A 25,220-nucleotide genomic window follows, 5' to 3' on the forward strand; every position below is an offset into this window, starting at 1 on the left:
CCCATGAAACACGCCCGCTTCACGCTGGTTGAGAACAATCCCGCCCCGGCCTCTGGCCAGACCGCCGATGCGCAGTCGGGCATGGCCGATATTGTCGCCAGCCTTGATTCCCGGTTTATCCCGGCGGGCGAAACGCTGGCCCGGCTGGTCGAGGCGATGGGGGCGGTCCTGTCGGGCCTCGACACGATGAGCCGCGTGCTGGGCGAGGATTCGGGCGAGGACAGCGAGGCCGCCGAGGCGCTGCTCTGCGCCGCGCGCCAGTTGCGCGAGGCCCCCGCGCGCCAGACCGAAAGATCGCGTCAGGTCGCCGCTCTGGCCGCCGTGATGCAGCAGTTGAGCACCCATTCGGCCGAAATCGCGCGCATATTGACCGTGCTGGAATTCTACACGGTCAATCTGAAGATCGCGGCGGCGGGCGCCGATGAATTTGTCGAATTCGCCAATGATATGAGCGTGAAGCTGAAATCGGGCAGCCGCGAGGTCGAGGCGTTCAACAACCAGATCAAGCTGATGCAATCCAGTCTGGCCGATATGCGCCGGGTGGACGATGTGCTGGCGCGCGAATGCGCCCGCGTGATCCCGCAGGTGCCCGACCGATTGGTGCAGGAGGTCGATCAATTGCGCTCGCGCCAGATGTGGCTGGCGCAGGTGGCGGCCTTTTCGCGCGACATCATCCTGCGGCTGCAGGGCCGGGTGGGCGATGCACTGGGCGCGATGCAGATCGGCGATATCACCCGCCAGAGGCTTGAGCATGTGCTGGACGGTTGCCGCGCGCTGGAACAGGCGCTGGCCGATCCCGATGCGGCGGACAAGGACGGGACGCGCGGCCATATGCTGCGTCTCTATGGCGATCAACTGGCCGATCTGGCGCGCGATTTCATCGCCCAGACCGGCGATCTGCTCGACGCGCTGGGGGCGCTGGGGCCGGATTGCGCCGAATTGCTCAACCATGGCCACCGCGATGGGATGATGCAGCAAAGCGGCCATTTCCTGCGCGATCTGGGCGATTGCATCGCGGGCGCCCATGGCATGACCAGCCAGTTGCAGCGCGCCAATGAAAAGGCCGTCGAGATCGCCGATGTCGTGGTGCAGGTGGTCCACGCCCTGCGCCAGCGGGTGCAGACGATCGAGAGCCTGCGTTTCGATGTCGATTATATGGCGATCAATGTGAACATCCGCGCCCGCCGCGATGCCCAGATCGGGCGGCCCGTGGCCGTGATCGCCGATGAAATCCGCATCTGTTCCCAGCAACTGGCCGAGCTGATCCTGGGCATTGCCCAGGTGGCCGACGATCTGGGCGTTCAGAGCGAGGCATTTGAAATCGGGCATGAGGCGGGCGCGCAATCGGGCGTGGACACGATGCTGGCCAATGCCCTTTCGATCATCCAGCAGGGCGCGGGCCAGAGCGAGGAGGCGATGGCCGAAGTGGACCAGCGCGCGCAGGGCATCGCGGGCATGATTGATGTGGCCTGCGACGAATTGTCGATCTGCGGCGAATTGTCCGAAAGCCTGCGCGCCATGACCGACAGTTTCACCGTGCTGGCCGGGGTGGATCAGGCCGACCCGGATGCCGCATCGCCGCATCCGGCCGCCTTGCTGATGGAAGACCTGGCCCGCCGCTATACGATGAGCAGCGAGCGCCGGGTGCATGACCGGCATCTCTTGCCCGGCATGGCGCCGTTGACGGGGGCTTCAACGGGCCATGCCGAGGTTTCGGGCGCCATCAATCCGCCGCCGGATGATGATGACGCCCTGTTCGATGACGCTCTGTTCTAGACCTTAGGCCGCACCCCCCAACGCGCGGACCAGCGTGATGCTGGTCTGCACCCTTTGGGTGGCGACCTGCGCGGCGCGGCGGCGGGCGGCCAGTTCGGCGGTCTCGGCCGTCACCACGTCAAGCAGCGTGTTTGCGCCCTTGATATAGAGTTCATAGGACAGTTTGGCCGCCTTGCCCGCCGCATCGGCGGCCCGGTTTTGCGCGGCGCCTTCCTGCTGCAACTGGTCCATGGATGTCAGCCCGTCCTCGACCTCGCGCATGGCCGTAAGCACGCTGCCGCGATAATTGGCGGCGGCCGCATCCCAATCGGCGTGGGCCGCTTCGATGCGTGCCTTGATCCGCCCGCCGTCAAAGATCGGCAGCGAGAATTGCGGCCCCAGTGCCCAGAAGGCATTGGGCGCGGAAATCAGGCTGGACACCGCCATGCTCTGGAAACCGCCGTTGCCGCCCAGCGAGATCTGCGGAAAACGCGCCGCGCGCGCCACGCCGATGGCGCGATTGGCGGCATACATCCGCCTTTCGGCCGCCGCGATGTCGGGCCGCCTTTGCAGCAGGGCCGCAGGCAGGACAGCAGGTGCGGCAATCACCGAAAGCGGATGATCAAGCGCGTCTATCTTTGCTTCGCCCGCCGGAATGCCCGCCAATGTGGCAACCGCATGGGCCAGCACGGCGCGCTGCACGCGGACCTGCGCCAATTGCGCTTGCGCATCGGCCAATTGCGCGTCGGCGCGGCCTACATCGATGCCATTGGCGATGCCGCCGTCATAGCGGTGGTGGGTCACATCATCGGCGCGGCGATAGGCCGCCACCGCATCCGACAGGATCGCGATTTCCAGATCCGCCCCGCGCATCGCCGCCCATGTGCTGGCCAGATCGGCCTGAAGCGCGAGGCGCACCGCGGCGACATCATCGGCGCTGGCCTGCGCATTGGCGCGCGCGGCCTTTACCGAATCGCGCACCCGGCCCCACAGGTCCAGCTCATAGCTGACGCCCGCGCCCACCGTATCGGCTTCGTAATAGGCCGGTTGGCTTGCGCTGCGCAGGGGGCGGTTGTCCGATTGCCGGTCACGGGTGAGCGCGCCGCCCGATTCCACATCGGGCATCGTGGCCGCCTTGCTCTGGCGCAGCGCGGCCATGGCCAGACGATGCTTGGCAAGGATGGCGGCAAGGCTGGGATTGTCCTTTTCGAGCCGGTCCTCCATCGCGTCCAGCGCCGGATCGCCCAGCGCGCGCCACCACGTCTTGTCCACCTGCGGCGCGGCGGGGGCCGCCTCGCCCCAGACCTTGTCGGCGTCGGAAAATTGGGCGGGCAGGGGCGCCGTGGGCGGGCGATAGGCGGGGGCCTGGCTGCATGCCGCCGCGATCAGGGGCAGCAGGCCGATCCAGCGTTTATCCATGCGCGACATGCACCGTTTCCCCTTCCTGCAGCGAGTCGGGCGGGCTGTCGATCACCTTTTCACCCGGCTTCAGGCCAGAGCTGATTTCGACCGAATTGCCCTGGTCCTGCGCGATGGTGACATTGGCGAAATGGACCTTGCCCGCGGCATCGACCGTTGCCACCTTGACCCCGCCGCTGCGCAGGATCAGCGCGCTCGAGGGAACATTGAGGCGACCGGCCGGGACCGGCACATCGAAATGGACCTGCGCAAAACCGCCGGGGCGCAGCGCGCCATCGCTATTGTCCATCACCAACTGCACCTGAAGCGCGCCGGTCTGCGGATTGATCGCGCCCGATTGATCGACCAGCTTTGCCTCGAAATTGCGCCCCGGCCATGCAGGTGCCGTCAACCGCGCCGACAGGCCCGCATGCATCAGCGGCGCATATTGCTGCGGCACGCTGACATAGACGCGCAGGCGATGGCCGTCGGCCATGGCGAACATCGGGCTCTGATTGGTCGATCCCGGCCCCACCAGATCGCCAATGTCGGCATTGCGCAGCGTCACCGTTCCGGCAAACGGCGCGCGGATCGTGGCATAGGCCTTCATGGCCAGCAAACGGCCCAGATTGGCCTGCGCCTCGGCCACGGCGGCGACATGGGTGGCGGCATTGGCGTTCTTTTCATCGGTTTCCTGCTGTGAAACCGAATGGCTCTTTAGCAGGTCGGTCCAGCGCGCCGCCGTGGTGCGGGCCAGCGTGGCCTCGGCCTTGACGCGGACAAGCGTGGCGCGGGCCTGAATGATCTGCTGGTCGAGCTCTGGCGTGTCGATGGCGCCCAAGGGCGCACCGGCGGCCACATTCGCGCCGATATCGGCATACCATGCGCGCACATAGCCGGGCACGCGGGCGAACAGGCGCGCCGATGTCCATGCCTCGATCGTGCCGGGCTGGACCAGTTCGTCACTGGCGCCGGTGGGCTTGGGGGTGACCAGGTGAACCGTGGGCGTGCTTTGGTCATTGGCCCATTTGTTCGCCACATCATTGTCATGCATGCGCGACCAGGTGCCGGCGAGCACCACGGCAATCGCGACGAAGCCTGCCGCGATGCCCGCCGACCGCAGGCCCCTGGGGGGGGGAGGGGTGGCCTGCGTGGAAGAAATATCAGTCATTTTCGGAAAGCTCCTTCTGATCGCCGCGATGGATCAGGCTGAACACCACGGGCACGAAAACCAGCGTGGCCATGGTGGCAAAGACGAGACCGCCGATGACGGCCCGGCCAAGCGGGGCGTTCTGTTCGCCCCCTTCGCCCATGCCCAGCGCCATCGGACCCATGCCGATGATCATCGCCAGCGCCGTCATCAGAACGGGACGGAAACGGGTTGAACCGGCCTCAAGCGCGGCCTGAAGCGCATCGCCGCAGGCCGCCAGCCTTTCGCGGGCAAAGCTGACCACCAGCACCGAGTTGGCCGTGGCCACGCCCATGCACAGGATCGCGCCGGTAAGGGCAGGCACCGAGAGTGTGGTGTGGCAGGCAAAGAGCATCCAGGCGATGCCCGCCAAAGCCGCAGGCAGCGCCGAGACGATGGCTGCCGGATCGGACCAGCTTTGAAAGTTCACCACAATCAGCAGATAGATCAGCACGATGGCCCCGGCGAGGCCCGCAATCAGGCCGACAAAGGCGGTGTTCATCGTTTCCACCTGCCCGCGCAGCGTCACGGTCGAGCCCTTGGGCAGTTCGCTCTTGCTGGCATCAAGCACTTTCTGGATGTCGGATGCGACCGCCCCCAGATCGCGCCCTTGCGTGGCGGCATAGATGTCGAAGGCGGGTTGGACGGAATAGTGGCTGATGACGCCCGCGCTTGGGCCTCGCTTAAGCGTGCCAAGCGCGCTCAGCGTCTGGAAAGCACCTGAATTGCCGCTGACCGGGGTGTTTTGCAGCGCCGAGATGCTGTCTGTGTGCCAGAGCGGAGCCTGAACCACGATGGGATAGGAAACGCCGTTCTTGGGGTTGAGCCAGAAGGTCGGCGCGATCTGGCTGGAGCCGGAGAGGCCCACCGAAAGCGAACGGGTCACGTCATTTTCGGTGATGCCCAGCCGGTCGGCCTGGGCGCGGTCGATGTCTACCCCGATCTGGGGATAGTTCGAGGCCTGTTGCAGGCGCACATCGACCACCCCGCCAAGGCTGACCATCCGCGCGGCCAGTCGGCGGGCGTAGGCTTCGTTGGCCTTGGCATCGGGGCCGGTGACCATCACGTCGATGGGGGCCGGCGCGCCAAAGTTCAGGATCTGGCTGACAATATCGACCGGGAGGAACGAGAAAGTCGTGCCCGGAAACATTGTGGGCAGATCCGCGCGCAGCTTGCGCAGATGTTCGTTGGTGGGCCTGTGATCCTCCTTCAGCGAGATCAGGATGTCGCCATCCTGCGGGCCGATGCCGCCGGTGTTCGAATAGGCGCGGTTGATGCCCGAAACCGGCAGGCCAATATTGTCGGTGATGCTGGCAATCTCGCCCTGGGGCAGGTCGGCGCGGATGCGCGCCTCGATCCGGTCAAATTCGGCGGCGGTTTCCTCGATGCGCGTGCCGACAGGCGCGCGAACGTGGATGCCGATTTGCCCGGTGTCGACCGAGGGGAAGAAATTGCGCCCAAGGAAAGGCACCAGCATCAGCGAGAGCGCAACGATCACGGCAAAGCCTACCACGACCTGCTTGCGCCGCGACAGCGCAAGGGTGAGCGCACCCACGTACCAGTTGCGCACCTTTTCGAAGCGGACTTCGAAACCATGCTGGAAACGGCGCAGGGGGTTGTGGGTATGGGGATGGCCCACCGTGGCGTCATGTTCGACCATCTGTTGGCCGACATGTTCGGGGGCATGGGCGCGCAGCAGGAAATTGCCCATGGTGGGAACCAGCGTACGGCTCAGGACGAAGGAGGCGATCATGGCAAAGACCACCGCCTTGGCCATCGGCGCAAAGAGGAAGCCCGCCACGCCCGGCAGGAAGAACATCGGCACAAAGGCGATGCAGATGCAAAGCAGGCTGACAAAGGCGGGCTGGACGATCTGCTGGGCGCCATCGAGGATCGCGTCCTTGACCGCCTTGCCCTGTTCGAGATGCCAGTTGATGTTTTCGATGGTGACGGTGGCGTCATCGACCAGAATGCCCACGGCCAATGACAGACCGCCCAGCGTCATGATGTTGAGCGTTTCACCGCTGATTGCCAGACCGGCGACCGCGGCCAGAACCGCCAATGGAATCGAGGCCGCGATGATGATCGTCGAGCGCCATGAGCCCAGAAAGAGCAGGATCATCAGGCTGGTCAGAACAGCCGCGATCACGCCTTCGCGCACCACGCCCGAAACAGCGGCCTTCACGAACAGCGACTGGTCGGCCAGCGGTGCAATCTTGAGATCCGCGGGCAGCGAGGCCTTGAGCGTGGGCAGCAATTCCTTGACCCCGTCGACAATGGCGATGGTCGAGGCGGAACCGGCCTTGAGAATCGTCATCAGCACCGCGCGGCGTCCATCGACGCGCACCACGTTGCGCTGGGGAGGCGATCCGTCGTGAACATAGGCGACATCGCCAATGGTGATCGTCGTGCCCGCGACCGTCTTGATCGGCAATTTGTTCAGATCGTCGATGGCCGAGGGGCTGTTGTTCAGATGGACGTTATATTCATAGGTGCCGATGCGCGCGGTGCCGGCCGGAACGATCTGGTTCTGCGCCGCCAGTGCGGCGCCCACGTCGGCCGCCGAGAGATGATGGGCCTGAAGCGCGGCCGGATCAATGTCGATCTGGATCTGGCGCTCGCGCCCGCCATAGGGTGATGGCACCGCCGAACCCTGCACCTGGGCCAGCGCCGGACGAATGGCGTTCTGGCCAAGGTCAAAGATCTTCTGTTCGCCAAGGCTGGGCGAGGACAGCGCCAGCTGAAGGATCGGCACGGTCGAGGCGTTGTAGTTCAGGATCAGCGGCGGCGTGATGCCCGGCGGCATCTGCTTGAGCACCGTCTGCGACATGGATGTCACCTGCGCGGTGGCGGTGCGGATGTCCACGCCGGGGTGGAAGAAGATCTTGACCACGCCGATCCCGGCCAGCGACTGACTCTCGATATGGTCGATATCATTGACCGTCGATGACAATTGCCGCTCGTAATAATAGACGACGCGACCCGACATGTCCTCCGGCGGCAGACCGCGATAGGTCCATACCGCCGCGATGACAGGCATCTTGATATCGGGGAAAATATCGGTGGGCGAACGCAGCCAGGCGATGGAGCCGCCCAGCACGATGAGAATGGCCATGACCACAAATGTGTATGGTTTGCCAAGCGCGATTTTGACGAGTTGGAGCATGAATACCCGATCTTGACGACGCGGTTGGGGGATGCGCCGGTTGCGATCCTACGTTTCGTCCCATGCGGGTCGGGATTCAAATGAATTGGATTTTAGGTTGGGGGTTGGGGGAGGAGGGAAGGGTAGATGCCTCCGGCGGGCAAAGGGCGGGGGCCCTTTGCAATCCCGATATTGTCGGCGTGGCGTGAGGGGGGCGGCGTTGTGTGTTGGGGGAGGTGGCGGGTTTTGAAAGGCGCTGCGCGGCGGGGGGGATGGCGGGAAAGTTAGGGGGAGCGGACATAATTTTTCGGGCGATAAATGCAGTCAAATCGCATCGATAAACTTCTCGGTGAGAGGTAGTATCACTTCAGCCCGGAACAGTTCACAATCCCAAAATACGAGAGAGCTTGGCTCCCCATTCGGATGTTCAGCACGGCAAGTGGCCATTATATCATAAACAACCGAGGTCTGATTTATATACGAGGCTTCTAAGTTGAGCCACGGATCTAGTGATCGTCCTCTCATAATGTGGTCAGTGTTAGCATTTTTGACGAAACTACCTATCCTCACGTTCATAAATGCCCACGTGTTGCCTGATTTCTTCAGATGGCAATTTTTTGAAATCGGAAAGATCGCGACATATTTTTGCCCAATTGAAGTTAGGATTGCTTTGCTTGCGAGAGAAACGTGACCATTTTTAATGGGCCCCCAACATGATAGGTCATGCGTGTAAGTGCCCAACGAAACGGCGCGACTTTTGTTTGCCGCAGGTTGATCGTGCCCAGGACAGCCTGACAATGTAATTACGACGATGATTGCTAGGGCTTGTTTGAAGATCAACATAACCGCATCATATCGAATGGGACAATGTCAGCAACAGCACCGTGTCCGGAACGTCTCTTTCCTTCCCGCGAGCGGTTTAACCGCCATTCCCGCAACCTGACACAACGTGGCACCCAAAGCACAACGCAAAAAGTAATGGGATTGCAAAGGGACGAGTCCCTTTGCCCGCCGGAGGCCCAATCCTGCCAAACCCCTGAAAACGCCGCCTACACCCCGCCGCTGCGCCATTCGGGCGCGCGGATGCGCACGATCAGCCCCGGTCCGGCGTCGTCCAGTTCCAGCCCGAAACCATGGAGATGGACAATCGCGGCCACCAGATTGAGGCCGAGGCCCGAGCCGGGCGTCTGGCGGCTGGCCGCGCCGCGATAGAAACGGCGCAGCACCGCATCGCGTTCGGATCGCGCGATGCCCGGCCCGTTATCGGCCAGTTCGATCGCCAGTTCCTCGCCCCGCCGGATCAGGCACAGGTGGATTCGGCCGCCGTGGGGCGTGAATTTGATGGCATTGTCCAGCAGATTGCCGACCGCCTCGACCAGCAGCGCTTCATCGCCGATGATCTGGTGGCCATAGCTGCCGCTCAGCGCGATTTCGATCTCGCGCTCCTCGGCCAATGGTTCGTAGAGTTCGGCCGCGCTCGTCATCAGCATCATCGGGTCGAGCGGGCCGAAACCGGCGCGGCGATTGGCCGCCTCCAGCTCGGCAATGCGCAAGAGCGCGTCGAAACGGGCCAGCAGCGCGTCAATATCCTCGACCGCCTGATCGACCCCTTCCGGCCTTGGGCTGATCATGGCCAGGCGCATCCGCAACCGGGCCAGCGGGCTGCGCAGATCATGGGCGATGGCATCGGTCGCGCCCTTCACCTGTTCCATCAGCCGTTCAATTTCCTCGACCATGCCGTTCATCGTGGTGGCCACCAGATCGAGTTCGTCGCCGCGCGTCGATACCGGCATCCGGTGCGCAAACTCGCCCGCCGAGATGCGTTTGGCATCCGCGCGCAATTGCCCGATGCGGCGCAGCGGCCCAAGCCCCAGCGCCACCGCCGCGACCGCCGCCGAGAGCACCACCACCGCCCCGGTTGCCAGCGAAAGCGCAAGGATACGGGCGCGAAATTCCACAGCGGGCGTGATGTCGCGCGCCACGATCAGGCTCTGCCCGTCGGGCAGGCGGCTGGTCATGGTCAGCAGCGGTCGGGGGGCCAGCGCTCCGGCGGGCCATTCCTTCATCACTTCGGTGGGCGGGGGGCCTTGCCAATCCAGATTGCCCGCAATCTTGTGCCCCTGCGCGTCGATCAGCACGAAATAGTTGAGGCCCGACGTGCTGGCGGCAATCGCGTCCTGCACCCTGTCGGCGCGCTCATCGGCCGTGGCGCCGCCCAGCCGCGCGGTTTCCGAGGCGAGGATGAGGTCGGAACGGGTGATCAGCTCGCGCTGGGTCAAGCGATAGGTCACCCCCAGCAGCAGCGCCACCGCCACCAGAAACACCGCCCCCAGCGCCAGCATCAGGCGGAAGGTCGATGTCCGCCGCAGTTCGGCCCAGCGCAGCGAAGGCCGCTGGAGGGAAGGGCGCGTGATCGGCAAGATCAGCCCACCACCAGCCGATAGCCTTCGCCCTTCACCGTCTCGATGATGGGGGCATGGCCCGGCTGTTCCAGCTTGCGCCGCAATTTGCCGATATGGACATTGATGAGATTGTCCGCCGGATCGAAGAAATAGCCCCAGACCTGTTCAAAGATCATCTGACGGCTCAGGATCTGGCGCGGATGGCGGGCAAGAAGTTCGAGCAGGCGGAACTCCTTTTGCAGCAAGGCCACCGGTTCGCCATGCAGCCAGACCTTGCGCTTGATAAGATCCATTTCCAGCGGGCCGACCACAATCCGCCCCTCGGCCGGATAGTCGCGCCCGCGCCGCAGCAGCACCTCGACCCGCATCGCCACCTCGTCGGGGGCAAAGGGCTTGACCATATAGTCATCGCCCCCCGCCCGCAGCCCCGCGATGCGTTGGTCGACATCGCCCAGCGAGGAAATCATCAGCACCGGCGTTGTCACCCCTTCGGCGCGCAGCCGCGCCACCAGCGCCATGCCGTCCATATCGGGCAGCATCCGGTCCAGCGTGATCGCGTCAAACCGGGTGGTGTGCGTATGGGCCAGTGCCTCGCGCCCGGTGGTGGCGTGGATGACGTCATAGCCCTGCGCCCGCAGGCGATCGGCGATCACCTGCGCCACTTCGGCATCATCTTCCACCACCATGGTCTGGGTCATGGCCCTCCCGTAATGCCTTGGTGCGGGGCGGGGCAAGTGAAATGGAGTTTACGCCAGCACGCGCTCAATCAGCACCGCCACGCCAAACAGCACGGTCAGACACAGCACCGCGCTGGATCTGGCGCAGGGCAACATGCAGGAAAGCGCGGCGGCCGTGCTGGCGGGCGAGGCCTTTGTCGCCTCAATGGAAATCGCGTGATTTGGGCAGGATGCGGACATTGCGCGGATGATGATGCGCCGAAGGGCGGGGGATTTCGCCCCCGGCCGTCTCCGAGAGTCCGGCCAGCATCGCGGTGCGGTCAATCACGCGCTCGACCATCACATGCACCACATTTTCCTTGCTGCGCTGAACCACTCCCTCGATCAGCATCAGCCGCGCGGCCATCACCGCGCTGCGCTGTTTTTCCAGATCGCGCGCCCAGAGCAGCGCATTGGCAATGCCGCTTTCATCCTCGATGGTGATGAAAACGGCATTGCCCTTGCCGGGCCGCTGACGGGTCAGCACCACGCCTGCCACGCGGATTCTGCGCCCGTCTTTCATGCTCTGCACATGGGCACAGGATGATACGCCCTCCTTTTTGAACGCATCGCGCAGGAACCGCATCGGATGGTTCCTGAGCGACAGGCGCAGCGTTTGATAATCGGTGAGCACCTCCTCGGTCTGCTCCATTTCGGGCAGGGGGGCATCGGTCTCATCGCCCAGTTCGTCCGCCCCGGCATGAGCGAAGAGCGGCAATTGCGCAGGCGGCTTGCGGCGCACCTCCCACAAGGCCTCGCGCCGCGAATGGCCCAGCGAGCCGAGCGCATCAGCATCGGCCAGTTTGCGCAGGGCCGGGGGCGGCAGGGCGGCGCGCCGGGCCAGATCCTCCACCGATTGATAGGGGCCATGATCGCGCCCGGCCGCAATCGCATCGGCCCATTCGCGGCGAAACCCGTCCATCCGCGAAAAGCCCAGCCGCAGCACAAGCCCGCCGTCTTCCAATGTGCAATCCCATGCGCTGTGGTTCACATCGACGCGGCGCACCAGCACGCCATGCTCCTGGGCGTCACGGACCAATTGTGCCGGGGCGTAAAAGCCCATCGGCTGGCTGTTGAGCAGCGCGCAGGTGAAGGCCGCCGGATGCCGGCATTTCAGCCATGACGACACATAGGCCAGCCACGCAAAAGCCTGCGCATGGCTTTCGGGAAAGCCGTAGTCGCCAAAGCCCTTGATCTGTTCGAAACAGCGCTCGGCAAATTCGGCGTCATAGCCATTGCCGATCATGCCGGAGATGAATTTGGCCCTGTGGTTTTCCTCAATTTGGCCATTGCGGCGGAAGGCGGCCATATCGCGGCGCAGGCGGTCGGCATCCGCCACGCTGTAGCCCGCGCCGACAATCGCCAGTTTCATCGCCTGTTCCTGAAACAGCGGCACGCCCAGCGTCCGTTCCAGCAGATCCTTCAGCGCGGGGCTGGGATAGACCACCTTTTCTTCGCCCGTGCGGCGGCGCAGATAGGGATGGACCATGCCCCCCTGAATCGGGCCGGGGCGCACGATCGCCACCTGAATTACCAGATCGTATAATTCGCTCGGCCTCATGCGCGGCAACATCGCGATCTGCGCCCGGCTCTCGACCTGAAACGTGCCGATGCTGTCGCCTCTGGACAGCATCCTGTACACGCCCGGATCCTCCAGCGGCACATTGCGCAGCGAATAATCCCCGATTCCATGCCGGCGCAGCAGGTCAAAACTCTTGCGGATACAGGTCAGCATCCCCAGCGCCAGCACATCGACCTTCATCAGGCCCAGTTCCTCGATATCGTCCTTGTCCCATTCGATAAAGGTGCGGTCGGGCATCGCGGCATTATGGATCGGCACCATCTCGTCCAGCCGTCCCTGCGTCAGCACAAAGCCGCCCACATGCTGAGAGAGATGGCGCGGAAAACACAGCAATTGATCGACCAGATGCTTCATCCGCGCGATCACCGGATTGGCCGGATCAAAGCCCGCCTGCGTCACGCGCGCCTGCGGCACATCGCCGCCCCAACTGCCCCAGATCGTCGAGGCAAGCCGCGCGGTCACATCCTCGCTCATGCCCAGCGCCTTGCCCACTTCGCGGATCGTGCTGCGCGGGCGGTAATGGATGACCGTGGCGGCAATCCCGGCGCGATCCCGGCCATAGCGGGCATAGATATATTGCATGACCTCCTCGCGGCGTTCATGCTCGAAATCGACGTCAATGTCGGGCGGCTCATGACGCGCCTCGGACAGAAAGCGCGAGAAGAGAAGCTTTTGATCCACCGGGTCAATCGGCGTAACGCCCAGGAAATAGCAGACCAGCGAATTGGCCGCGCTGCCGCGCCCCTGACACAGGATGGGGGGATCAAGGCTGCGCGCATGGTGCACGATGTCATGCACGGTCAGGAAATAGGGCGCGTAGTTGCGGGATCGGATGAGGCGAAATTCTTCCTGTAATACAGTGAAATATTGCTTGGGCAGCCCATTGGCGAAATGAGCTTTGATGCCCCGCATCACCAGATGTTCCAGCCATTCCTGCGGCTGCCAGCCATCGGGCACCGGCTCATGCGGATATTCATAGCGCAGGTCATCGAGCCTGAAATCAATGCGGCCGAGCAGATCCATGCTTGCCTCCACCGCCGCCGGACAGGCGCGGAACAGACGCGCCATTTCGGCGGGGCTTTTCAGATGGCGCTCGGCATTGATGGCTAGGCGGCGACCGGCGCTCTGGATGGTCACGCCCTCGCGGATACAGGTGAGGATATCGTGCAGGGGCCGCGCCTGCGGACTGTCGTAAAGCGCGTCATTGCTGGCCAGCAAAGGTACGCCGGTGGCCGCCGACAAAGCCTGCGCCGCCGCCAGACGCCGCGCATCGGCCCCGCCGCGCAGCATATGCACCGCGATCCAGACCGCGCCGGGCCGCGCCTCCTGCAAGCGTTCGAGCACGCCGCGATCCTGACCCGTCGCGATCAGCAGCAGATCCTCGGCATGATCGAGCAGATCGGGCAGGCGCAGGATGCAGTCGCCCTTTTCCGCCCGCCGATTACCCAAAGTCAGCAGCCGCGTCAGCCGCCCCCAGCCATGGCGCGTGGCCGGATAGGCAATGATGTCGGGCGTCTCATCGGCAAAGACCAGCCGCGCCCCCACCACCAGTTTCAGCCCGCAACTCTCGCGCCCCAGATCCTTCCACGCCTTATGCGCGCGCACCACGCCCGCCACGCTGTTGCGATCCGCGATGCCCAGTCCGGCGATCCCCAGCTTTACCGCGCGCGCCACCATCTCGCCCGGATGCGATGCCCCGCGCAGAAAGCTGTAATTGCTGGCCGCGATCAGTTCGGCAAAAGCAGGCGCGCTCATGCGAAAAGCCCATGCATATACCAATGCGGATCGGGCTTTTCCTCATACAAGCCATGGCGGAAAATCCAGTAGCGCCGCCCGTGCCGATCCTCGACCCGGTAATAGTCGCGGGTCAATCCGCCCATGCCGGGGATCTCGCCCTCTTTGCGCCGCCACCATTGCGCGGCGATGCGCTCGGGCCCTTCAAACCGGCCGATCTCATACAGCGTGCCGCGCCAGCGGAAACGATGGGGCGGGCCGTCGGGCACTTCGGCAATGACATCAACCCGTTGCGGCGGATCGAACAGGAACAGGGGGCGCAAAGGCGGCTCTCCCTGCGCGGGGGCGGGCCATGCAATCGGCGCGTGATGGCCCGGCGCATGATGCAGCGCCGCCACCGCGCATTGCGCCTGTTCGGGCATATGGCTGTCCTGCGGCACCAGACGGCGCAGCGCATCCGGCCCCAGCCTCGTGCTCAGCCGGTCGATCAATTCGGCCAGCGCTGCTTCCTGCTTCTCCTCGCCGCCCAGCGCGCTCTGGCTGGCCATCAGCGGTTCGGCCAGCGGCACCAGCAGCGTGATCCTGTCATAGCCAAAGCCGGGATCGAGCGGATCGGCCAGCGCCGCGATCCGTTCATCGAACAGGCGCAGCACCAGCGCGGGATCTCGCGTGGGCAGGCCGGTTTCGATTCGAAGCCGATGCCGCGCCCCATCGCTGCGAAACAGGGTGAGGGCAAAGCGCCGTCCGCCCAGATCGCGCTGCGCCATCTCGCCCGCGGCCTGATGCATCAGGTCGAGGAAACAGGCCGCGATGGAGGATTGCAGGCCGATAGGTTCGGGAAAACGCCGCTCAAACCGCAGCGGGCGCGGGCGGGTGATGGGGGCAATCGGCGCCTGTTCCTCGCCCAGCAGGCGGCGCAGGGCGGTCACGGCCTGTGCACCGAAACGCGCGGCAATGGCCGCCATCGAGCGCCCCGCCACATCGCCCACCGTTTTCAGCCCCGCGCGCGAAAGCGCCAGAGCCGCCTCATGTTCCAGCCCCAGCGCGGCGATCGGCAGGGCGCGGATGGCGCCGCCTTCATCGGCCACCGGCCCCTGGCCCTTATGCACCCCATAGCGCACCAGAGCCTGCGCCGCCTCGGATGTGGCGGCCATGGCCACCCGCGTGGTCATGCCGATATCGGCCATCGCATCCTCGACCTGTGCGGCCAGTCCGGCCTCGCCGCCGAAGAGGTGATCGACCCCGGTGCTTTCCATCACCAGCCCATCGGGCGGCGTGACCATCACATGGGGCGACCACGCGCCGCAGCGCCGCGCCAGACGCATCAGCCAATGCGCATCGGCATCCTCATCCATTTCGGCCACGATCAGATCGGGCAAAACCGCCCGCGCATCGGCCAATGCCATGCCCACCGCCATGCCCCGATCCCGCGCCGCGCCGTTCACCGCGCCCAATCGCAAGGCCCCGCGCACCTTGGTCACCATCGCCAAGGGGGCGTTATGCAGCGTGCCGTTTTCCTGCTCGATCCGGAGCCGATCGGTCGAGAGGAACGGGAACCACAGCGCCAGATAGCGCTTCACGGAATTGCCCGTCACGGAATTGGCATTTCTCACGGTCCCACTCCAGCCGCCAGCTCTGGCCGGACGGGCCTGAACGCTGGCGCAACAAGGTAATGTCGAAACAGGGCGCGCCCGGCGCATGGCCCGGCCCGGCCTGGGGCAGGGGGCGTGAGGGCGCGGCCGCCACCTGCCATCGCGTGCGCGCCGCGCTGGGCGATGGCGCGGCATCCACGCGCAGCAGCAGCAAAGGCACGCCCGACTGCTCCGCCGCCAGCGCAAAGCGGCGGCTGGCGGTCAGATCCAGTTCGCGCATCGCCCCCCAGCTTTCCACCACCACCGCCCCCAGCGCCGCGCAGCGCAAACCATCGACCGCCGCACGCAGCAGCCCCATCGTATCGCCCACCACGCCCACCAGCCCGCCACCGGGCGCGCCGCCCAGTTCGGCCCAGCCTGCGCCCTGAAACACGCCCAATGCCCCGGCCGCCCGCCGCGAGCGCAGCCACAGCAGGGGCTTTGCCCCGCTCATCCCTGTTGCCGCGGCCAGCGTGAAACCCGCCGCCGCCGCCCCATCGCCCACCTCGGCGGCATAGATTTCATGCAGGCAGCCATGGGCCAGCCCGCCGCCCAGCGCGGCGTCCATGGCCTCCATGCCGCTGCTCCATCGGCGGATGGGCGGCGCATCGGGCAAAGGAGAGTGGGCGTTTATGATTCTCATATGTTCTTATTATGTTCCAATCGCGGCGAAGATCAAGCCCCCGCTTGCCCCATTGCAAGGCACGGATTTGCCACAGGTTGACCGCTAAAGCGTTGCCTACGCGCGATGGATGGAGCGGTCTTTCGCTATGGCGCCTCCCCGCTTCTGCTAAGCAGCAAAGGTGCACAAGTTCATGTTTCTTCACGAACGGACCCGTTTCCAAGGGCTGGTTCCGGCGCTCCTCCTCGCCTGCGCGGCCTGTACGCCGCAGGCGGGGCTGCATCCGCAGGCCCCGGCTCGGGCCGAGCCATCGGCGGCGGGGGATTGGTGGCATCAATCGGGCGATGCGCTGCTGGATGAAATGGTGGCCCAGGCGTTGAGCGCCCTGCCGCCGGTCTGCGCCGCGCCGGAGAGGGGGATTCGCGGCGGCATCCGGGCCGTGCTGCACCGCCAAAGCGCCGAGAAACGCCGCGCGCAGGAGCATGAGCGCAGAGTGCAACGCCTGCAAAAGGCCGAGGCGGTGGCGCGGACCTATCTGCGGCTGCGTGTCTGGGCCGACCGTCTGGCCGCGCGCCATGCGATGCTGGCGCCATGGGCCGACAATGCCGAAATCGCCCGTTTCCGCCGCGAGGCCGGTCTGGTGCCCGCGCTGGACGAGGACATGGCGGGCGTGATGGTGGGCCTGAATGCCACAGACGAGGAGGCCGCCCGCGCCGGACTGGAGCGCGCGCTGGGTGATCTGGCCGCGCTGACCGGACAGGACGGAGCGGCCCTGCGCGCAAGGCTGGACAAGACCTCGGCCATGCCGATCGGCAATCCGGCGCCCCAAACCCCCTTGCTGGCGCAGGCCGAGGCGGCCTTGACCAATGCCCGCATCGCCTATCGCGGCGGGGCGGTCAGTTTCGCCACGCTCTATGTGGCCGAGGCCAATGCCTTGGCCGCGCGCGAGGCGCAGATCATGGCCAATCACACCGCCGCCCTTGCCACCATCCGCCAATGGAGCGAAAAGGCCATGGCCGAGGAGGCGCATTGTGACTGAACTGTCGCCGACCGACAGCCTGCTGGGCGCGCAGAGGCCCCGGCGGCGACGTGGGCTGACCGTGCTGCTGCTGGTGGTGCTGGCCGGGTTTGCGGCGCTCTGGCTGTTCACGCGCTTTCTGGTGGGGACGGATTCGCCCTATTTCAGCGCCCCGGTCGAACGCGGCGATCTGACGCCCACGCTCTCGCTGCGCGGCACTTTGCATGGCGAGGGCGAGGTGACTTTGGCCGCCGCGCAGGATGGCGTGGTGGTCAGCCTTGCCTCGCCGGGCGGGATGCGCGTGGTGGCGGGGCAGGAACTGGTGGTGCTCGACACGCAGGCGCTGGCGCGCAGTCTGGAGAGCAATCAGGCCGCGCTGGACAGCGCCAGGGAGGCCGCACAGCGCGCCCAGATCACCCTGCGCGAACATCAGGTGCGGCTGGATCGCTATGAGGGCGTGTGGCGCAAATCGGGCGGGCGGGTGCCTTCGCTCAACGAGATGGAGGGCGCGCGGGCCGATGTTTCGCGCGCGCAGATCGACCTGTCGCGCGCGCAGGACGCCATCGCGCAGGGCGAGCGGCAGATTGAAATGGACCGCGCCTCGATGGCCAATGCCATCGCGCGGGCGCCCTTTGCGGGCTATCTGGTGGCCTGTTCGGTGGCACCGGGGCAATGGGTCCATGCCGGACAGCCGCTTTGCACCATCGCGGCCAATCCGGAAAAGCTGAGCCTATCCGTGCCGATCACCGAAAGCGATGCCGGGCGCATGGCGGCCAAGGCAGGCGCGCGGATACTGGTCGATGGCAAGAGCGATGCCGAGCGCAAGGCGTCTTTGGTGCGCATCGACCGTCTGCCCCATGGCGGGCGCGAGGCGGTGTTTGCGCTGGCGCCGCCGGAAAATGGTGGGGCCGAAAAAGCGGGCGCGCCTCTGCTGCCCGGCCTTGAGGCGCTGGCGCAAATCGATCTGGCCGAGCGCGAGAATGTCCTGCTCGTTCCCAATGCCGCTTTGACTTTCAGCCTGCATGGCGAGGAACGCAGCCGCCAGAGCGGCGTTTATGTGGCAGACAGCGATGGCGCCCCGCGTTTCGTCGCCGTTGCGCTGGGGGCCAATGACGGCCGCCGCAGCGAAGTCTTGTCGAGCGCGTTGCAGCCGGGCGATCAGGTGATCATCGGCTGGCGGCGCGACCACAAAGGACCATGATGATTTCCCGATTGACCCGAAGGAATGTAACGAAAAGCGGATTGGGCGCCTTGCTGATGGCTTTTGCCGGGCGCGCCCTGGGCGAGGCAGCCATACCGGGGCGTTTCGGCCCCGCCCGGCGCTTTTCGTGGGATGATCTGGTGGCACAGGCGCAGGCCCGCGCCCGCCGCCCCTATGCCCGCCAGATCGCCGCCCATGCCGTGCCCGATTTCGACACCCATGTGCGGTTGAGCTATGATCCCGCCGAGATGGTGGCGGGCCGGTTGCGTCTGTTTCCGGCCAAGGTGGATACGGCGCCCGATGCGGTGAACATCCATGTCGTGGAAAATGGCGTGGCACGCGCGATCGTGGACACCCATGGCCTGTTCGGCGGCGGGCAATCGGCCGATGTCGCCGGTTTCCGCGTGATGGAGGCCCATGGCGGGGGCGACTGGCTGGCCAGCCTTGGCGCGTCCTATTTCCGCGCGGTGGGGCCGACCGGGCAATATGGTCTGTCGGCCCGCGCGATTGCGGTGAACACCGCCATGCCGGGGCCGGAGGAATTTCCCGCCTTCACCGATTTCTGGATCGAGCAGAAGGGCGAGGATCATCTGTTGATCCATGCGCTGGTCGACGGACCTTCGCTGTGCGGCGCCTATGCGTTTGACATCACGCGCACGGCTGCGGGGGTGGAACACGGGGTGCGTACGGCGCTGTTTGTCCGGCGCGACATTGCGCGGCTGGGCGTGGCGCCGATCACCAGCATGTTCGATTTCGACCAGTCCGCCCGCCCCGCCCATGGCGACTGGCGGCCCGAGGTGCATGACAGCGACGGTCTGGCCATCCACAGCGGCACGGGCGAGCGGATCTGGCGCCCGCTGGACAATCCGCCGGGGCCGCGCGTCCACATGCTGCGCGCCGATGGGGTGAAGGGCTTTGGCATGATCCAGCGCGACACCGCCTTTGACCATTATCAGGATGACCTCAATTTCTACAACCGCCGCCCCTCGCTCTGGGTATCGCCGCAGGGCGATTGGGGGCCGGGCGCGGTGATGCTGTATGAGATGAACACGATCTCGGAAAATGTTGATAATATGGCCGCGATGTGGGTGTCCGACCGCCCCGCGCGCGCCGGGGACCGCCGCGATTTCGCCTATCGGCTGCGCTGGGGCCAGGGCGATCTGGCGGGGGATGGCAATGCGGTCTGCGTCAATTATTTCATGGGGCCGGGCGGGGTGCCGGGCGCTGATCCGATCGCCGGGGCCACGCGCTATGTCTTTGACTTTTCCGGTCCGGCGCTGCGCGGCCTGACGCGGGACAGCAAGGTTGAGGCGGTGACCGATCTGGGCGCGGCGCTGATCATGGCGAATGTCTTTCCGGTGGAGGGGCAGAGCGGCCTGTGGCGTGTGGTGATGGATGTGCGGGTCGAAGGGCTGAAACAGAATGAGTTCCGCCTGTTCCTGCGCCGCGGCGGCGGGGCGCTGAGCGAAACCGTGATCAAGACGGTGCGGCCGTGAAAAGCGCCTCCGATCTGCCCCAATTGCCGCCCGAAGCGCCGCTGGCCATGCCGGTGCAGGATCTGTTCGGCAATCCGCCCGCGCGGATCGAGGTGCTGACGCGCCCGCATGGCATGGGGATGAAGCGGCTGCTGCTGGTGCTGCTGACGGCGGTGCTCAGTCTGGCGGCGTCGAGCGAGTTGCGGGTGCGATTTTCGCTCGACGGGCTGGACTGGTTCGAGGTGGCGCTGCTGATCTGCTTTGTGCCTTTGTTCAGCTGGGTGGCCTTTGGCTTTGTCACCTCGACGATCGGTTTTGTGCAGCTGATCAGCGGCGAACACCCCGGCTTCACCGAAATTCCCAGCCCGGCCAAAGCCCTGCGCCATCGGACGGCGGTGTTGATGCCGGTCTATAACGAGAGCGTCGAGGAGGTCTTTGCCCGCGTCGAGGCGATGGGGCATTCGATTGCCGCAGCGGGCGGCGGGGCGTGGATCGACTTTTTCGTGCTGAGCGATTCGCGCCCCGATCATGGCGCGCTGGAGGAGGAGGCCTGGGCGCGTCTGGCCCCGCGTCTGCCGATCCGCCTGTTCTATCGCCGCCGCGCGCAGAACACCGAGCGCAAGCCGGGCAATATTGCCGAATGGGTCCGCCGCTTTGGCGGCGCTTATGAGAATATGCTGGTGCTGGACGCGGACAGTCTGATGAGCGGCCATGCGATTGTCGGCATGGCGGCGATCATGGAGGAGCGCCCCTCGGTCGGCCTGTTGCAGACCGTGCCGATGATCACCAATGCGCGCACCCTGTTCCAGCGCTGGATGCAGTTCGCCAGTGAGGCCTATGGTCCGATTGCCTCGGCAGGACTCTTGTGGTGGTCGGGGTCGGAGGCCAATTTCTGGGGCCATAATGCGATTGTGCGCACCCGCGCCTTTGCCGAGAGCTGCGGCCTGCCGCAATTGCCGGGCAATCCCCCCTTTGGCGGGCCGATCCAGAGCCATGACATGTTTGAATCGGCCCTGCTGCGCCGTCGCGGCTGGGCGGTCCACATGATCATGATCGGCGGCAGTTATGAGGAATTTCCGCCCAGCATCGTCGATTTCGCCATCCGCGACCGGCGCTGGATGCAGGGCAATCTGCAGCATCTGCAACTGCTGGGCGCTTCGGGGCTGAGCCTGACGCATCGGCTGCATCTGCTGCTGGGGGCTTCGGCCTATCTCACCTCGCCGGGCTGGCTGCTGCTGGTCATCACCTCGATCCTGCGCATGGGCGCGGCGGGCGAGTGGCAGGCGGCGGGGGGGATGCCGCTCAATGTGCTGTGGCTGACGCTGGTGCTGCTGTTCGGGCCCAAGGTGATGGGGATGCTCTGGATACTGGCCGATCCGGCGCGGGCGCGCAGCTTTGGCGGGGCGGGGGGCGTTTTGCGCTCTGTCGCGCTGGAGGTGCTGCTGTCCATCCTGTTGGCGCCGGTCACGATGGTGACCCAGACCAAGGCGCTGGGGGCGTTGCTGATGGGCGTGCCTTCGGGCTGGAACACGCAGGCGCGCGAGGCGCGGCGGCTGCCGGTGCGGGGCCTGCTGGGCTCTTTGCGCGAACATCTGCTGCTGGGCGCGCTGTTTGCCGCGAGTTTTTTCTACAGCACCAGCCTTGGGCTGTGGCTTTCGCCGCTGGCGCTGGGCCTGCTGCTTTCGCCATGGCTGATCAGCCTAACGTCCAGCGAGGATCTGGGATCAAGGGCGGGCCATGCGGGCATCTTTGCCGTGCCAAGGCCCGAGATTGCCGACCCGACGGCTCCCAAAGAATAGGGGGCCAAGGAATAAGGGCGGCAGGTATCCCCGCCGCCCTCATGTCCTGATTACTTCTTGGGCGTCTTGGCGGCGGTCGCCTCGATTTCCACAAGGAAGGCCGGGCCGGCCAGCGCGGCCACCTGAACCACCGAGCGGGCCGACTTGTTGGGCTGGGTCGGCGTGCCGAAGAACTGGCTGTAGGCTTCGTTGAAGCCCTTGAAGTCCAGCTTGCCGCCATTGGCCGGATCGCCGACAAGGAAGACCGTCAGCTTGATGACATCCGACATTTCATAACCCTGGGCTTTGAGCAGGGCCTCGATCTTCTTGAACGCGCTGATCGCCTGGGTCTTGGTGTCGCCATAGGTGGCGATGGCATCGGGCGCGCCGCCCTGAACGGCGGGGGCGGGCACCTGGCCCGAGAGGATCAGCATATCCGCCTTGGCCGGAACGAACACGCCCGCCAGAATGGGCGAGGTGGCGCCGCCCGGAATGCGGGTGACGTCCTGCGCCTGCGCCGCGGCGGGGATGGCGGCAAGGAGGGCGGCGGCGGTCAAAAGGCGTTTCATTGGTTCAACTCCTGATGGAAAGACATGCCTTTGTGGCACGCGGGGATGACGCCGCCAAGACCGCCGTAAAGCGCTATTTTGCGTATGCTTGCGCGCGGCGGCGCAATAGAAAATCCAGCCCCGCGCCCAGTGCCAGAACCCCTGCGCCAAACACTGCGCCCAGCCCAAGCTGAACAAACGAGGCATAGAGCATATAGGCCGCCAGAGCGATGAAAATGGCGGGAAACAGCGGAAAGAGCGGCGTTCTGACCGGGCGGGGCAGGGCGGGATGCATGATCCGCAGCCGGATCGCGGCACCCATGCCCATGCCGATGAACAGCCAATAGACCGGCGTCATGTAATCGACCATCGCGTTAAACCCACTGCCCGTCAGCGCGGAAAGCAGCGTCAGCACCAGCGACACGCCTCCCACCGCCAGCGCCGCGCGGGTGGGCGCGCCGCGCGTGGGATGCCAATGGGCCAGAGCGCCAAGGCCGGGATGATCGCGCGCGGCGGCATAGGTGGTGCGCGCGCAGACGATGATGGTCGAATTGATGCTGGCCACCGCCGATATGCCCACCACCGCCATCACCAGCGCCTGCCCCGGCCAGCCAAAGGCCATGCGCGCCAGATCGGCCGCCGGCGCCACCGAGCGGGCCAGCGCCCCTTCTCCAAGCCCGCGCATCAGCGCCCAGTTGAGCGCGACATAGATCAGCCCCAACAGGCCGATCGAGCCCATCACCGCAATGAACATGCCCCGCCGCCCGGATCGCACCTCGGCCGAGAGCGTGGCCGCATCGCTCCACCCGCCATAGGCAAGGAAGATATAGATCAGCGCCACCGCGATTCCGCCCATCGGCGGGCGCGGCCCGTCAGGCAAAACCGGCGCGGCGGGCACCACCATCCCGGCCAGAATGACGCTGACAAAACCCAGCGCCACGGCCAGCACCAGCGCCGCCTGCGTCAGGAAACCCAGCCGCACATGGGCCAGATTGAGCCCCGTCATCGCCGCCACCAGCCCCACCGAGATCACCAGCCGCCCGCCCGCGCCCAGACCCAGCGGCCCCCCGATATAATCGGCGGCCAGATGCGCCATCAGCGCCACCCATCCGGTATGCATAATGGCAAAGCGCGACCATGCGTAAAGCGTGCCTACCCTCTCGCCCCATGCGCGGCGGATGAAGCTGTATTCGCCCCCGGCATCGGGAAAGGCGGCGGCCATTTCGACATAGGACAGTCCGCCGACAATCGAGATCGCCGCCCCCGCCATCCACAGGCCCAGAAAATGCCAATGGCCGATCGAGGCGACAATCGTGGGCGCGGTTTTCAGCGCATCGGTGGACATAATCATGCCCAGCGCCAGCAGCATCGCATGCAGGCTGTGAAGGTGCCGTTGCGGCTGATGACTGCTCATGGTGGTGCTTTAGTTGGCCGCCGCGATCAGCGCCAGCGCCTCGTCCATCGTGGGCAGAACCGAGGGCGCGCCCGAGGGTCGGTCATTGGCATAGATGGCAAAGGTCAGTTCGCGCCCGCTGGCCGCCACCAGATAGCCCGCCAGCGCATTGGCCGCCAGCAAGGTGCCGGTCTTGGCAAAGACCTTGCCTTGCAGCACGGGATTTTTCATCCGGCGGCCCAGCGTGCCGTCCACCCCGCCGATGGGCAATGTCTTGCGCCAATCGGCCGCCCAGGGCTGGGCCTCGACCCAATGGAGATAGTGCACCATCGCGCGCGGCGTGATGCGATTGTCGGGCGAAAGGCCCGAACCGTCATAGAAATCATAGGCCGAGGCGGGCAGCCCGGCCCGCGCAATGGTCTGGTTCAGCACGATCCGCCCGGCAGGCGTGGTGGGCGAAAAGCCCTGCGTCAGCGCCAGTTTTTTCAGGAACAGATGGGCGTGCAGGTTCTGGCTGACCTTGGAGGTGACGGTCAGATCCTCGATCAGATCAGGCGGGGTAAGGGTTGAGAGATCCTTGGCCTGAATGGCAGGCGCGACAGGCGCGGGGATCAGATCCACCGGCCCCATCGGCGCATGGCGGGCGCGAGGATGGCCGGTCACTTTCACGCCCCGTTCGCGCAGCAATTGGGCCAGACGGATCGCGGCATAATCGGCCGGATCGTCGATGTCGAAATCCAGCCTCTGCTCCTTGCCGCCAAGGGGCAGCGAGCCGAACAGGCGGATCTGGCGCGTGCCGGGGATCATCTCGACCATGACCTCCGCGCGGGAATCGGGCGCGCCTGTGGTGATCTGGTTGACGATCTCCATTTCGGGCGCGGCGATTTCCAGCGCGGCCCGCCCCGGCGCCCCCACCGCATCGCCCGGATTGGCCAGCACAGTCAGTTCATTGTCATTGATGGTCAGCGCGGAAATCTGGGTGCGTGTGCCGGGGCGGATGCGGTCGGAGATGATCCAGCGTTCAAAGGGCATGAAACTGTCATCGCCGATGACATCGCCCACGCGCTTTACCCCGCCCTTAATTCGCAAATTGGCCACTACGGCATCGGCCAGAGCGGCAAGGCAATCCTTTTCGCAATCGGGCGTGTCCTTCATCATCGCATCGCCGCGCCCGATCAGCACAATATTCTGGCGGCCGTGATCGCTTTCGATCCGCACGCCATTGCCCGTATTGGGAAAAGGCGCGCGCGCCATCGCGTCAAACACGGCGGTGGTGACAAAGACCTTGGTGTTGGACGCGGGCTGAAACCTCTCATCCGGGGCGATGGAGGCGATGACATGGCCCTCCTTGTCCTCCACCCGCAGGCCCCAGCGCGTGCCCTCGATAGCCGGTTTGTTCAGAACGGCGCGGATCTGTGTTTCAAGATCGGCGGCAAAAGCAGGAACGGAAAATGCCCAAAGCGCCGCCATCGTGGCAAGCCCGGTCTTGGTCAGGCGCATGGTAGCAAATGTCTCCTGTAATGGCCCATCGTCCGATCATTGCAGAATGCCGCGCCGCCGCAAAGGGCCAAACCCGCGCGAGCTTTGCGTATTTTCGCGCCTATGCGCCATGGGTTAGCTTGCCCGCCAAGGG

The 25,220-nt window shown here is 65.4% G+C and carries 17 protein-coding genes; 5 read left to right on the top strand and 12 right to left on the bottom strand.

Translation table 11 applies throughout. The features are described 5' to 3' along the window. Positions 1-3 precede the first annotated feature (3 nt). Positions 4-1,776, top strand: coding sequence for a methyl-accepting chemotaxis protein (locus PQ457_RS05005; protein WP_273618662.1), 1,773 nt, complete (start codon positions 4-6; stop codon positions 1,774-1,776). Positions 1,777-1,779: 3 nt separating this feature from the next. On the opposite strand, the gene PQ457_RS05010 is transcribed toward PQ457_RS05005, so the two are convergent. The 9 genes from PQ457_RS05010 to PQ457_RS05050 all read right to left on the bottom strand — a co-directional run bounded on the left by PQ457_RS05010 (position 1,780) and on the right by PQ457_RS05050 (position 16,195). Continuing rightward, the gene (locus PQ457_RS05010) at positions 1,780-3,183 is read right to left on the bottom strand and encodes an efflux transporter outer membrane subunit (protein ID WP_273618663.1); all 1,404 of its coding nucleotides are present in this window, start codon (positions 3,181-3,183) and stop codon (positions 1,780-1,782) included. Next, the gene (locus PQ457_RS05015; protein ID WP_273618664.1) at positions 3,167-4,324 is read right to left on the bottom strand and encodes an efflux RND transporter periplasmic adaptor subunit; all 1,158 of its coding nucleotides are present in this window, start codon (positions 4,322-4,324) and stop codon (positions 3,167-3,169) included. The genes PQ457_RS05010 and PQ457_RS05015 overlap by 17 nt, the downstream gene beginning before the upstream one ends. Then, on the bottom strand, positions 4,317-7,508 hold the full coding sequence (locus PQ457_RS05020; protein WP_273618665.1) for an efflux RND transporter permease subunit: 3,192 nt from the start codon (positions 7,506-7,508) through the stop codon (positions 4,317-4,319). The genes PQ457_RS05015 and PQ457_RS05020 overlap by 8 nt, the downstream gene beginning before the upstream one ends. A gap of 1,028 nt (positions 7,509-8,536) precedes the next feature. Beyond that, the gene (locus PQ457_RS05025; protein ID WP_273618666.1) at positions 8,537-9,907 is read right to left on the bottom strand and encodes a sensor histidine kinase; all 1,371 of its coding nucleotides are present in this window, start codon (positions 9,905-9,907) and stop codon (positions 8,537-8,539) included. A gap of 2 nt (positions 9,908-9,909) precedes the next feature. Beyond that, the gene (locus PQ457_RS05030) at positions 9,910-10,587 is read right to left on the bottom strand and encodes a response regulator transcription factor (RefSeq protein ID WP_273618667.1); all 678 of its coding nucleotides are present in this window, start codon (positions 10,585-10,587) and stop codon (positions 9,910-9,912) included. A 48-nt stretch (positions 10,588-10,635) separates the two neighbouring features. After that, entirely contained in the window at positions 10,636-10,806 is a 171-nt protein-coding gene (locus tag PQ457_RS05035; RefSeq protein ID WP_273618668.1) for a hypothetical protein, read from the bottom strand. After that, positions 10,769-13,942, bottom strand: coding sequence for an error-prone DNA polymerase (locus PQ457_RS05040; protein WP_273618669.1), 3,174 nt, complete (start codon positions 13,940-13,942; stop codon positions 10,769-10,771). The genes PQ457_RS05035 and PQ457_RS05040 overlap by 38 nt, the downstream gene beginning before the upstream one ends. Next, positions 13,939-15,516: a Y-family DNA polymerase gene (locus PQ457_RS05045; protein WP_337958481.1), complete on the bottom strand. Its 1,578-nt coding sequence runs from the start codon at positions 15,514-15,516 to the stop codon at positions 13,939-13,941. Before PQ457_RS05045 ends, PQ457_RS05040 begins: the two co-directional genes overlap by 4 nt. After that, positions 15,419-16,195, bottom strand: coding sequence for an ImuA family protein (locus PQ457_RS05050; RefSeq protein WP_273618670.1), 777 nt, complete (start codon positions 16,193-16,195; stop codon positions 15,419-15,421). Before PQ457_RS05050 ends, PQ457_RS05045 begins: the two co-directional genes overlap by 98 nt. Positions 16,196-16,367: 172 nt before the next feature. On the opposite strand from PQ457_RS05050, the gene PQ457_RS05055 reads away from it, so the two are divergent. Genes PQ457_RS05055 through mdoH form a run of 4 tightly spaced genes read left to right on the top strand, consistent with a single transcriptional unit; the run spans position 16,368 to position 21,667 of the window. Continuing rightward, complete coding sequence (locus tag PQ457_RS05055) at positions 16,368-17,213, top strand: TolC family protein (RefSeq protein ID WP_273618671.1); 846 nt, start codon at positions 16,368-16,370, stop codon at positions 17,211-17,213. After that, complete coding sequence (locus tag PQ457_RS05060) at positions 17,206-18,393, top strand: efflux RND transporter periplasmic adaptor subunit (protein ID WP_273618672.1); 1,188 nt, start codon at positions 17,206-17,208, stop codon at positions 18,391-18,393. Before PQ457_RS05055 ends, PQ457_RS05060 begins: the two co-directional genes overlap by 8 nt. Before the next feature lie 56 nt (positions 18,394-18,449). Then, positions 18,450-19,889, top strand: coding sequence for a glucan biosynthesis protein (locus PQ457_RS05065; protein ID WP_273618673.1), 1,440 nt, complete (start codon positions 18,450-18,452; stop codon positions 19,887-19,889). Positions 19,890-19,936: 47 nt separating this feature from the next. Then, complete coding sequence (gene mdoH / locus PQ457_RS05070; protein WP_273619254.1) at positions 19,937-21,667, top strand: glucans biosynthesis glucosyltransferase MdoH; 1,731 nt, start codon at positions 19,937-19,939, stop codon at positions 21,665-21,667. A gap of 50 nt (positions 21,668-21,717) precedes the next feature. Here mdoH and PQ457_RS05075 read toward each other — a convergent pair whose 3' ends face one another. The 3 genes from PQ457_RS05075 to dacB all read right to left on the bottom strand — a co-directional run bounded on the left by PQ457_RS05075 (position 21,718) and on the right by dacB (position 25,087). Next, the gene (locus PQ457_RS05075; protein WP_273618674.1) at positions 21,718-22,215 is read right to left on the bottom strand and encodes a RidA family protein; all 498 of its coding nucleotides are present in this window, start codon (positions 22,213-22,215) and stop codon (positions 21,718-21,720) included. Between the two features lie 73 nt (positions 22,216-22,288). Next, positions 22,289-23,608: an APC family permease gene (locus tag PQ457_RS05080; RefSeq protein WP_273618675.1), complete on the bottom strand. Its 1,320-nt coding sequence runs from the start codon at positions 23,606-23,608 to the stop codon at positions 22,289-22,291. Positions 23,609-23,617: 9 nt separating this feature from the next. Then, positions 23,618-25,087, bottom strand: a complete 1,470-nt coding sequence (gene dacB / locus PQ457_RS05085; RefSeq protein ID WP_273618676.1) for a D-alanyl-D-alanine carboxypeptidase/D-alanyl-D-alanine endopeptidase — start codon at positions 25,085-25,087, stop codon at positions 23,618-23,620. Positions 25,088-25,220 lie beyond the last annotated feature (133 nt).

The sequence above is a fragment of the Novosphingobium humi genome, assembly GCF_028607105.1.
Taxonomy (GTDB): Bacteria; Pseudomonadota; Alphaproteobacteria; order Sphingomonadales; family Sphingomonadaceae; genus Novosphingobium; species Novosphingobium humi.

Bases quoted from the DNA above. Each gene is read 5' to 3' on its own strand.
- PQ457_RS05040 (WP_273618669.1), bottom strand. From the start codon at position 13,942: ATGAGCGCGCCTGCTTTTGCCGAACTGATCGCGGCCAGCAATTACAGC.
- mdoH (WP_273619254.1), top strand. From the start codon at position 19,937: ATGCCGGTGCAGGATCTGTTCGGCAATCCGCCCGCGCGGATCGAGGTG.
- PQ457_RS05075 (WP_273618674.1), bottom strand. From the start codon at position 22,215: ATGAAACGCCTTTTGACCGCCGCCGCCCTCCTTGCCGCCATCCCCGCC.
- PQ457_RS05015 (WP_273618664.1), bottom strand. From the start codon at position 4,324: ATGACTGATATTTCTTCCACGCAGGCCACCCCTCCCCCCCCCAGGGGC.
- PQ457_RS05005 (WP_273618662.1), top strand. From the start codon at position 4: ATGAAACACGCCCGCTTCACGCTGGTTGAGAACAATCCCGCCCCGGCC.
- PQ457_RS05055 (WP_273618671.1), top strand. From the start codon at position 16,368: ATGTTTCTTCACGAACGGACCCGTTTCCAAGGGCTGGTTCCGGCGCTC.
- PQ457_RS05035 (WP_273618668.1), bottom strand. From the start codon at position 10,806: ATGTCCGCATCCTGCCCAAATCACGCGATTTCCATTGAGGCGACAAAG.
- PQ457_RS05030 (WP_273618667.1), bottom strand. From the start codon at position 10,587: ATGACCCAGACCATGGTGGTGGAAGATGATGCCGAAGTGGCGCAGGTG.
- PQ457_RS05080 (WP_273618675.1), bottom strand. From the start codon at position 23,608: ATGAGCAGTCATCAGCCGCAACGGCACCTTCACAGCCTGCATGCGATG.
- PQ457_RS05050 (WP_273618670.1), bottom strand. From the start codon at position 16,195: ATGAGAATCATAAACGCCCACTCTCCTTTGCCCGATGCGCCGCCCATC.
- PQ457_RS05065 (WP_273618673.1), top strand. From the start codon at position 18,450: ATGGCTTTTGCCGGGCGCGCCCTGGGCGAGGCAGCCATACCGGGGCGT.
- dacB (WP_273618676.1), bottom strand. From the start codon at position 25,087: ATGCGCCTGACCAAGACCGGGCTTGCCACGATGGCGGCGCTTTGGGCA.
- PQ457_RS05020 (WP_273618665.1), bottom strand. From the start codon at position 7,508: ATGCTCCAACTCGTCAAAATCGCGCTTGGCAAACCATACACATTTGTG.
- PQ457_RS05010 (WP_273618663.1), bottom strand. From the start codon at position 3,183: ATGTCGCGCATGGATAAACGCTGGATCGGCCTGCTGCCCCTGATCGCG.